The organism is Streptomyces sp. NPDC001750 (genome assembly GCF_042892615.1).
GTDB lineage: Bacteria > Actinomycetota > Actinomycetes > Streptomycetales > Streptomycetaceae > Streptomyces.
Window position 1 is genome coordinate 131,737 of the sequence record NZ_JBIAUE010000004.1, and the last position, 9,180, is coordinate 140,916.

The window sequence follows — 9,180 nt, forward strand, 5'->3', positions numbered from 1 at the left end:
CTCGGGTCCGAGTTCCGGATAATCTTTTTGAACTGACTAGTCAGTTCAAAGCAAGGGAGAGTCTGTGGACAGCCCGCACGGGGCGGCCGTCGCCGCCGGGGACTTCGGCCTCAAGGGACCGCGCGGCTGGGCCTTCCGGGGCGTGGACATCGAGGCCGGACCCGGGTCGCTGGTCGCGATCGAGGGACCGTCCGGCTCCGGCCGCACCTGCCTGCTGCTCGCGCTCACCGGCCGGATGCGCCCGACCGAGGGCCGGGCGAAGGTCGGCGGACTGCGCCTGCCCCGCAAGATGGCCGCCGTGCGCCGTATCAGCGCACTGGGCCAGGTGCCCGGCGTCAACGAACTCGACCCGGCCTTCACCGTCGCCGAGCACCTGCGCGAGCAGGCCCTGCTCCGGCACCGCTACGACGGCTCGCTGCGCGCCCTGCTGCGCCCGCGCGCCGAGCGCGTGGCCGCCGCGCGGGGACGGATCGACGCGGCGCTGGACGCCGCCGGGCTCGATCCCTCCGCCCTGCCCAAGGGCGAGCGCACCTCCGTACGGGATCTGGAACGGCTGGAGGCGCTGCGGCTGTCCATCGCCCTCGCGCTGATCGGCCGGCCCCGGCTGCTCGCGGTGGACGACACCGACCTCAAGCTCTCCGACGCCGAGCGCGCCCAGGCCTGGGAACTGCTGCGGTCCGTCGCCGACGGCGGCACCACCGTGCTCGCCGTGTGCAGCCAGGCGCCCGAGGGCGCCGTCGTCGTACGGACCGACGCCACGGCCGCACCGGCGCACGCACGGGGCACCGCGGCCGACGACGACCCGGCCGCCACGATCACCACCGACGGGCCCGCGGCCGACGAGGCCCCCGCCGACGGGACCACCACCGAGGAAGGACGGCCGGCCGATGCGTTCGCCGAGACTTGCCGCGCTTGAGCTGAGGCGTTTCGGCCGGGGGAAGCTGCCGGTCGCCGCGCTGATCGCGCTGCTGCTCCTGCCGCTGCTCTACGGCGCCCTGTACCTGTGCTCCTTCTGGGACCCGTACGGCCGCCTCGACAAGATCCCGGTCGCGCTGGTCAACGACGACAAGGGCGCCACCGTCGGCGGGAAGCACGTCAGGGCCGGTGACGAGATCACCGGCAAGCTGCTCGACTCCAAGACCTTCGAGTGGCACGAGGTGAGTTCCGCCGAGGCCCACAAGGGCGTGGAGAACGGCACGTTCTACCTCTCCCTCACCATGCCGTCGGACTTCAGCGAGCGGATCGCCTCCAGTTCGGGCGACTCCCCCGAGACCGGCGCGCTCCAGGTACGCACGAACGACGCCAACAACTACATCGTGGGGCAGATCTCGCGTTCGGTCTTCTCCGAGGTGCGCACCGCCGCGTCGACCAACGCCTCCCGGACCTTCTACGACCGCATCTTCATCAACTTCTCCGATCTGCACGACGCGACGGCGAAGGCCGCCAAGGGCGCCGACGACCTCAAGGGCGGCATCGGCAAAGCGAAAAAGGGCTCGCAGGATCTCGCCGACGGACTGAAGAACGCCAAGAACGGCAGCAGCAACCTGGCCGGCGGAATCGTCAAGCTCAACAAGGGCGCCGGGGACCTCGAATCCGGCTCCCGGCAGGTCGCGAACGGAACCCAGGCGCTGGCCGACAAGGTCAACGCGGTGGCGTCGCACGCGCGCCCGTTCCTGAAGGACAACGGCAAGTCGATCGGCGACACCGCCCGGCTGGTGGCCGACTCCGCGCAGACCGTACGGGACAACCTCGACCTGCTGGTCGAGGCGGCGCCCGCCGCGGCCACCTCCGCCCGCACGGCCTCCGACGACCTGGCCGAGGTCTACCGCACCACGTGCACGCAAGCGCCGCCCACCGACGACGCCGCCTCCGCCTGCCCGCCGCTCGAGCGCGCGAAGACCGCGGCGGCCGATGTCGCGAAGGTCGCCGACGACGTCAACGCACTGGTGACGAACGAGAACGGGAACCTGAAGAAGCTGCGGTCCCAGCTGAGCACGTTGCAGCGGCAGGCCGAGGACCTGGCCAAGAGCGCGCCGCGCCTGGACGAGGACCTCAAGTCCGCCGTGTCCAAGGTCAACGCGCTCAACACCGGCGCCCACAAGGTCGCCAAGGGAGCGGGTGAACTGCACACCGGTCTCGTCTCGGCCAGGACCGGCTCCGCCGACCTGGACACCGGCGTCGGCAACCTCAAGAAGGGCGCCACCGACCTGGACAGCGGCCTGGTCCGGCTCGGCGACGGCTCCACCAGCCTCGCCCAGGGCCTCAACGACGGCGTCGGCAGGATCCCCGACTACGACGAGAAGGACCGCGAGGCGCGTTCGGAGGTCATGGCCGACCCGGTGCAGCTGGCCTCCAAGTCGCTGCACGCCGCCCCCAATTACGGCACCGGCTTCGCGCCCTACTTCATCCCGCTGTCCCTCTGGGTCGGCGCGATGGTGGCGTACATGCTCATCCAGCCGCTCAACCGGCGGGCACTCGCCGCCGGGGCCTCCGCCTGGCGGATCGCCTTCGCGGGCTGGCTGCCGGTGGCCGCGATCGGCCTGCTCCAGGTCGCCGCCCTGATGTCCGTGCTGCACTGGGGACTTGGGCTGGAGATGACCAGAGCCGCCGGGACGATCGGCTTCCTCGCGCTGGTGACCTGCTGCTTCGCCGCGATCGTGCAGTGGCTCAACGCCCAGTTCGGGGCTGCCGGACGCATCCTGGTACTGGCCGTGCTGATGCTCCAGCTGACCTCGGCCGGGGGCACGTATCCCGTGCAGACCAGCCCCGGCTTCTTCAACGCGATCCACCCCTATCTGCCGATGAGTTACATCGTCGACGGGCTGCGCAGGCTGATCACGGGCGGCGGGCTCGGCCCGGTCTGGCAGGGCTCCGCGGTACTGCTGGCCTTCACGGCGGGGGCGCTCGCCCTGACCGCGTTCGCCGCGCGCCGCAAGCAGGTGTGGACCCTGGACCGACTGCATCCGGAGCTGAGTCTGTGAGCGCGCCGGAACCTGTGAGAATCAAGGGCATGGAAAGCAGCAGCGGCACGCGCCGCCGAGCCACCCGGCAGAAGCTCTACGAGGCGGCTGTGACCCTCATCGCCGAGAAGGGTTTCTCGGCGACCACGGTGGACGAGATCGCCGAGCGCGCCGGGGTCGCCAAGGGCACGGTCTACTACAACTTCAAGAGCAAGACCGAGCTCTTCGAGGAACTGCTGCGCCATGGCGTCGGGCTGCTCACCGCGTCGCTGCGCTCCGCGGCCGAGGGGACGAAGGAGCGCGGCGGCACCCGGGTCGAGGCGCTGGACGCGATGATCAGGGCGGGCCTGGTCTTCATCGACCGCTACCCAGCCTTCACCCAGCTCTACGTCGCGGAGCTGTGGCGCACCAACCGGGCCTGGCAGTCGACCCTCCTGGTGGTACGTCAGGAGGCGGTGGCCGTGGTCGAGGGGGTGCTGCGCGACGGCGTGGAGCGCGGTGAGCTCAGCGAGGAGATCGACATTCCGCTGACGGCCGCCGCCCTGGTCGGCATGGTGCTGGTGGCGGCCCTGGACTGGCAGGCGTTCCAGCCGGAGCGGTCGATCGACGACGTGCACTCGGCGCTGTCGCTGTTGCTGCGCGGACGGGTCAGCGGGCGCTGATCCGCCCCTCGCCGGGCCGGTGCGCGAGGACGCCGGTCCGGTGGGGCCCGATCCCCCGGGTCCCCGCCGAACCGGCGTCATCCTCGCTGCCGGAGAGCCTTCCCCCCGGCCACGTTCTCCCCGTGGCCCGCGGGCTCTCCTTCGTTCTCCCCCGTACTCCCCCGGTCCGGAAGGAGTGCCGCGCCCGTTCCGCCGCCCCGTGCCGGCGGTGCCGCGCGCCGCTCCCCTGTCCGCGTTCCACTCTTCCGTCCGCGCGAGAGGGAACCCATCCGCGTACCTACTCATCTCACCGTCTAGGTACGGATACTCACGTCCTGCACGGAACCCCGCCCGGGACCGGGTCCGTCTGGCTACCATCACGTCCGTGTCCGTACTTCCCCTGGTGTTCACGAGCGGCTGGGCGAGCGGGATCAACGCCTACGCGGTGGTCCTGCTGCTCGGCGTCTTCGGCGTGACCGGTCTCTCCGACGAGGTGCCCGCGGCGCTGCAGCGCACGGACGTCCTGCTCGTGGCCGGTGTGCTGTTCCTGTGCGAGATGGTCGCGGACAAGATCCAGTACGTGGACACGGCCTGGGACGCGTTGCAGACCGCCGTCAGGCCCATCGCCGGTGCGGTCGTGGCGGCGCTGCTGGCGGGCGAGAGCGGCTCGCTGCCGGAGATCGCGGCCGGTGCCATCGGCGGTTCCACGGCGCTGGTCAGCCATCTGGTGAAGGCGGGCACCAGGATGGCGGTCAACACCTCTCCCGAGCCGTTCAGCAACATCGTGGTGAGCGCGGCCGAGGACCTGGGCGTGGCGGGGATCGTCGTCTTCGCCGTGTTCCATCCGCTGGCGGCCGCGATCATCGCCGCGACGCTGCTGCTGCTCGGCCTGGTGGCCGTCGTCTTCCTGACGTCCCGCATCCGCCGGTTCCTGCGCCGCAGGGCCCGGCGGCGCGAGGAGCGGCGCCTGGCCGCGGCGGGTGCGCCCGGGCCGCCGGTCTGAGCGCCGCGGACGGTCGCGAGGCCCGTGGACGGGGTGCCGGAGGCAGGCGGTTAAGGTCGCTGGCATGGCACGAATTGCGGTGATCGGCGCCGGGATGGGCGCGATGGCGGCGGCCGCCCGGCTCGCCGTGGCAGGCCACCGGGTGACGGTGTACGAGCGGTCGGAGACCTTCGGCGGCTCGGTCGGCCGGTATGCCCATGACGGTTTCGCCTTCGACACCGGCCCCACGCTGTTGCATCTGCCCGCGGTCTACCGCGACCTGTTCGTGAAGACGGGCAAGGAGCCGCTGGAGCGGTGCGTCACGATGACCCAGGTCGATCCGGCGAGCCGTCACGTCTTCGCGGACGGCACGGCCGTCTCGCTGCCGAACGCCTCGCGAGCCGGTGTGGTCGCCGCACTGGACGCCGCGCTCGGGGGCAAAGCGGGCGCGGCCTGGGGCGCGTTCCTCGACCGGGCGCGGGACGCCTGGGACCGGTCGAGACGCCCGCTCCTGGAGGAACCCTTGCGCCCCGACTGGCAGGTGCTCGGCCGTGATCCGTATCCCGCGCCGCGGCAGCGTCGGCTGCTGCGGCCGGCCCGGCAGGCGGGCACGGTGGCGGAGGTCGGCGCGTGGGAGCTGGCGGACGCCCGGCTGGCCGCCCTGCTCGACGGCTACGCCCTGTCGTACGGCCTGGACCCGCGCCGCGCACCGGCCGCCGCCGCCCTGCTGCCGTACCTGGAGGAGACCTTCGGCAGCTGGTACGTCGAGGGCGGGATCCGGGCCCTGGCGCGGGCGGTGTACGAGCGGTGCCTGGCCCGGAGGGTGGAGTTCGTCCTGGGCCGCGAAGCGGCCCGAGTGGTCGAGAAGGACGGCCGGACGGCGGGCGTCGAGTTCGCGGACGGCACGGTCGCGGAGGCCGAACACGTGGTGCTGGGGGTCCGGCCGCGCCCCGGCCTGGTGCCCGGTGAGGCGCTGCGGACGGAGGGGGACGGGCCGGGACGGGGGCGGGCGGCGGAGCCGGGCCGCTTCCTGGTCATGCTGTCGCTGAGCGGCGCCCGGCCCGCGGACGCCGCGCACCGGACGGTGGTGCATCCGGCGGACGGCGCGGCGGAGCAGGAGGCGGTGTTCGCCGGACGGGTCGCCGACCGGCCGACGGTGACGGTGCTGCGCCCGGACGACCCGACGACCCGCCCCGACGACGCGCACGAGGCGGTGACGCTGACGGCGACGGTCGCCCCGCACGGGACGGTGGACTGGACGGATCCGGCGACCCGCGCGCGCTTCGCCGACAACCTGATCGAGGCGGCGGGAGCGGTCGTGCCCGGCGTTCGGGAGCGGATCCTGCACGCCGAGGTGCGTACCCCGGCCGAGACGGCGGCCGACACGGGCGCCGAGGGCGGTTCGGTGCCCGGGCCCGCGCTGGCCGGGGCCCAGGGGGCGTATCTGCGTCCCGGCAACCGCACCCGGCTGCCGGGGCTCTACCTCGCGGGCGGCTGGTCGCATCCGGGCGGCGGGCTCGCCCATGCCGGGATGTCGGGGGCGCTGGTCGCGGGGCTGATCGTGGAGGGGGACGGGTTCCGGGGCTCCCAGTGACCCCCGCGGCGCCGCCCGTCGAGCCCGTCGGCGGCGGCGCCCCGGCGCTCAGTAGCGGTACGGCTCCCCGTCGTAGCCGTTGCCGTTGCCGTTGGGGTAGCCGTTCGGATACGGGGCGGGCTCGGCGGGCCGCTCCGGGGGCATGGCCGGATGCTGCTCGCCCTCGCGCTGCTGCGGCACCCAGACACCGCCCGGCGGGGTCTCGGCGTACTGCTGCTGGGCGTACGGGTCGCCGTAGCCGTCGTACGGGGCGGCACCGCCCGCGGAGCCGGTCCCGATGTAGGGGTCGGAGTACGCGGCGTACCGCTGCTGCCCGCCCGTGCCGTAGTCGTACGGCCCGGCGAAGGAGTTCTGGCCGCCCAGCGAGTCCTGACCGGTCGAGAACGCGTCCTGACCGGTCGAGAACGCCGGGTGACCGGCGGCGAACACGTCCTGGTCGGCGAACGCGGCCGGGCCGGCCGGGAACGTGTCGTGGCCGGCCGGGAGGTCCTGGCCCGGCGCCGGGTACGCGGCGGGGTCGGTGCCGCCGTCGAACGCGGCGTACTGCGGCTGCAGCCGCGTCTGTGCCTGGTCGTCGAGACCGCCGCCCCGTGCCGCGCGGGAGTGATCGGAGTAGACGCCGTACTGCCCCGTGTCGTCGGGCAGCGGCTCCGGCTCGTAGACGGCGGCGCGCGAGGCATCGGCCATCGGCTGCGCGGGCACCTGCCCGTCCTGCGCCGCCTCCACGTCCGACACTTCGAGCGTGGGTGCCGCCCTGCGGCCGCTCCGGCCCTTGCCGCCCCTCCCGCCGCGGCGGCGACGACTCTGGCCGGGGCTTCCCCCTATGGCCCAGCCGGTGGAGAAGCCGCGCCGGAAGGACAGCGTGACGTACGTCTGGCCGGTCGCGAACGCGATCGTGCCAACGATGATCACGAACTGCGACTGCGTCAGGACGCCGATGATCACGCAGAGGAAGCCGACGAAGGCCAGCAGTCGCCAGCGCAGGCGTGCCTTGTACTGCAGGAGCACCTCGCCGAGCAGCCACAGCGCGACGATTCCGAACGCGATGTAGAGGACCGTCCAGCCCATGCCCGCCCCCTCCTACGGCCGCCGCCCGGGTCGTGGCGGGTACGGCCGGTCACAACTGCTCGTGCAGTCCGAGATTCTCGTGGATTTCGAGCGTCGCCGTCGAGTTGTTGAGCGTGATGAAGTGCAGTCCGGGCACACCCTCGGAAAGCAGCCTCGCGCAGAACTCCGTTGCGAAGTCGATACCAATGGAGCGTACAGCCGCGGGATCGTCCTTGACCGCGAGGATCCGTTCTTTCAGCGACGAGGGGAAAGAGGCGTTGCTGAGCTGTGCGAACCGGTCGAGCTGTTTGACGCTGGTCAGCGGCATGACCTCGGGAATGATCGGGGTTTCGCAACCCGCAGCGACCGCCCGGTCACGCATCCGCACATAATCGTCCGGATCGAAGAACATCTGGGTGATCGCATAATCAGCACCGGCACGGCACTTGTCCACGAAATGCCGGATGTCGGTGTCCCAGTCGCTCGAACGCGGGTGCATCTCGGGAAATGCCGCGACCCCGACACAGAAATCACCGGATTCCTTGATGAGCCGGACCAGATCGGCCGCGTACCGCACGCCGCGCGGGTGCTCGACCCATTCGCCCATCGGGTCGCCGGGCGGGTCCCCGCGCACGGCGAGGATGTTCCGGATCCCGGCGTCGGCGTACTGCCCGACCATGTTGCGCAGCTCGGCGACGGAGTGGTTGACCGCGGTGAGGTGCGCGACCGGGGTGAGGGTGGTGTCGGCGGCGATCTCCTGCGTGGCCTTGACCGTCCCTGCCCGGGTGGAGCCGCCGGCGCCGTACGTCACGGAGACGAAGCTCGGCCGCACCGCCTCGACGCGGCGCAGGGCGTTCCAGAGGTTGCGTTCGCCCTTCTCGGTCTTGGGCGCCCAGAACTCGAAGGAGTACGAGGGCTTGCCGGTCGCGAGGAGTTCACGCACCGTGGGCGCGTGATCCGTCCTGGTGGTAGGTGTGCCAAGGGCCATATGGGCAGGTTAACCAGAGCGTGCGGACCGCAGGACCAGACCAGCGCTAAATGTCCGGATTGAACGTTTCTTTGTCCATCCTTCGGACATTCGGCCGTCCACGCTCCGGCACGGTCCCGGACCGCGCCCCGATACCCCCGGGCCGCGCCCGGTCACGCCTCCGCGCGGGCCCGGATTCTTCCGGCGAGGTCGGCGGTGGCCGCCCCGGGGTCGTCGGCCTCGGTGATCGCCCGTACGACGACCACCCGGCGCGCCCCGGCGTCCAGCACCTCGTCGAGGTTGCCCGCGTCGATCCCGCCGATGGCGAACCAGGGGCGCCGGGTGCCGAGCGAGGCCGCGTACCGCACGAGGCCGAGGCCGGGGGCGGGCCGGCCGGGCTTGGTCGGGGTGGGCCAGCAGGGGCCGGTGCAGAAGTAGTCGACTCCGGGCTGGGCCACGGCCGCGTCGACCTCGGACCGGGCGTGGGTGGAGCGACCGATCAGCACGTCGTCGCCGAGGACGGCGCGGGCCGCGGGGACCGGCAGGTCTCCCTGGCCGAGGTGGAGCACGTCGGAGCGGATGGCGTGGGCGACGTCGGCCCGGTCGTTCACCGCGAGGAGCTTGCCGTGGCGCGCGCAGGCGTCGGCGAGGAGCGCGAGGTGTTCGAGCTCCTCGGCGGCCTCCATGCCCTTGTCGCGCAGCTGGACGATGTCGACCCCGGCGGCGAGGACGGCGTCGAGGAAGGCCGGGAGGTCTCCCTGGCGCCTGCGGGCGTCCGTGCACAGGTAGAGCCGGGCGTCGGACAGCTGCGCGCGAGGCGTGGGCATGGTGCGGTTCCCCCCGAAAGAGCGTGAACGGTGATCGGAGCGGCTCGGGGTGGGGGGCGGGGGGGCCCCCCCCCCCCCCCCGCGCCCGGGCCCCGGGGGCGCCCCCCCCCCCCCCGGGCGCCCCGCGGCCCCCCACCCCCCCCCCCCCCGAACAGATTGGCC

Annotated in this window: 8 protein-coding genes; 5 read left to right on the top strand and 3 right to left on the bottom strand. The window is 72.7% G+C overall.

The annotated features are described in order from the left end of the window. Nucleotides 1-64: 64 nt before the first annotated feature. The 5 genes from ACFYY6_RS08845 to ACFYY6_RS08865 all read left to right on the top strand — a co-directional run bounded on the left by ACFYY6_RS08845 (nucleotide 65) and on the right by ACFYY6_RS08865 (nucleotide 6,177). The gene (locus tag ACFYY6_RS08845; RefSeq protein WP_351623613.1) at nucleotides 65-916 is read left to right on the top strand and encodes an ATP-binding cassette domain-containing protein; all 852 of its coding nucleotides are present in this window, start codon (nucleotides 65-67) and stop codon (nucleotides 914-916) included. After that, nucleotides 888-2,981, top strand: coding sequence for a YhgE/Pip domain-containing protein (locus ACFYY6_RS08850; protein WP_351623615.1), 2,094 nt, complete (start codon nucleotides 888-890; stop codon nucleotides 2,979-2,981). The genes ACFYY6_RS08845 and ACFYY6_RS08850 overlap by 29 nt, the downstream gene beginning before the upstream one ends. A 29-nt stretch (nucleotides 2,982-3,010) precedes the next feature. Continuing rightward, nucleotides 3,011-3,622 (top strand): TetR/AcrR family transcriptional regulator, encoded by a 612-nt coding sequence (locus tag ACFYY6_RS08855; RefSeq protein ID WP_351525218.1) that lies wholly within the window; start codon nucleotides 3,011-3,013, stop codon nucleotides 3,620-3,622. A gap of 364 nt (nucleotides 3,623-3,986) precedes the next feature. After that, the gene (locus tag ACFYY6_RS08860; protein ID WP_351525219.1) at nucleotides 3,987-4,604 is read left to right on the top strand and encodes a DUF4126 domain-containing protein; all 618 of its coding nucleotides are present in this window, start codon (nucleotides 3,987-3,989) and stop codon (nucleotides 4,602-4,604) included. A 64-nt stretch (nucleotides 4,605-4,668) separates the two neighbouring features. Then, a complete protein-coding gene (locus tag ACFYY6_RS08865) occupies nucleotides 4,669-6,177 on the top strand; it encodes a phytoene desaturase family protein (RefSeq protein ID WP_389192305.1) in 1,509 nt (502 codons plus the stop codon). Nucleotides 6,178-6,225: 48 nt separating this feature from the next. Here ACFYY6_RS08865 and ACFYY6_RS08870 read toward each other — a convergent pair whose 3' ends face one another. The 3 genes from ACFYY6_RS08870 to thiE form a co-directional block, all read right to left on the bottom strand. Then, nucleotides 6,226-7,245 (bottom strand): hypothetical protein, encoded by a 1,020-nt coding sequence (locus tag ACFYY6_RS08870; protein WP_389192308.1) that lies wholly within the window; start codon nucleotides 7,243-7,245, stop codon nucleotides 6,226-6,228. A 49-nt stretch (nucleotides 7,246-7,294) separates the two neighbouring features. Continuing rightward, nucleotides 7,295-8,212 carry a methylenetetrahydrofolate reductase [NAD(P)H] gene (gene metF, locus ACFYY6_RS08875; RefSeq protein WP_351525222.1) on the bottom strand — a complete coding sequence of 306 codons (918 nt, stop codon included), beginning with the start codon at nucleotides 8,210-8,212 and terminating at the stop codon, nucleotides 7,295-7,297. 152 nt (nucleotides 8,213-8,364) lie between these two features. After that, nucleotides 8,365-9,018: a thiamine phosphate synthase gene (thiE, locus tag ACFYY6_RS08880; protein WP_351623620.1), complete on the bottom strand. Its 654-nt coding sequence runs from the start codon at nucleotides 9,016-9,018 to the stop codon at nucleotides 8,365-8,367. Between the last annotated feature and the right edge of the window lie 162 nt (nucleotides 9,019-9,180).

Bases quoted from the DNA above. Each gene is read 5' to 3' on its own strand.
- ACFYY6_RS08850 (WP_351623615.1), top strand. From the start codon at position 888: ATGCGTTCGCCGAGACTTGCCGCGCTTGAGCTGAGGCGTTTCGGCCGG.
- ACFYY6_RS08855 (WP_351525218.1), top strand. From the start codon at position 3,011: ATGGAAAGCAGCAGCGGCACGCGCCGCCGAGCCACCCGGCAGAAGCTC.
- ACFYY6_RS08865 (WP_389192305.1), top strand. From the start codon at position 4,669: ATGGCACGAATTGCGGTGATCGGCGCCGGGATGGGCGCGATGGCGGCG.
- ACFYY6_RS08870 (WP_389192308.1), bottom strand. From the start codon at position 7,245: ATGGGCTGGACGGTCCTCTACATCGCGTTCGGAATCGTCGCGCTGTGG.
- metF (WP_351525222.1), bottom strand. From the start codon at position 8,212: ATGGCCCTTGGCACACCTACCACCAGGACGGATCACGCGCCCACGGTG.
- thiE (WP_351623620.1), bottom strand. From the start codon at position 9,018: ATGCCCACGCCTCGCGCGCAGCTGTCCGACGCCCGGCTCTACCTGTGC.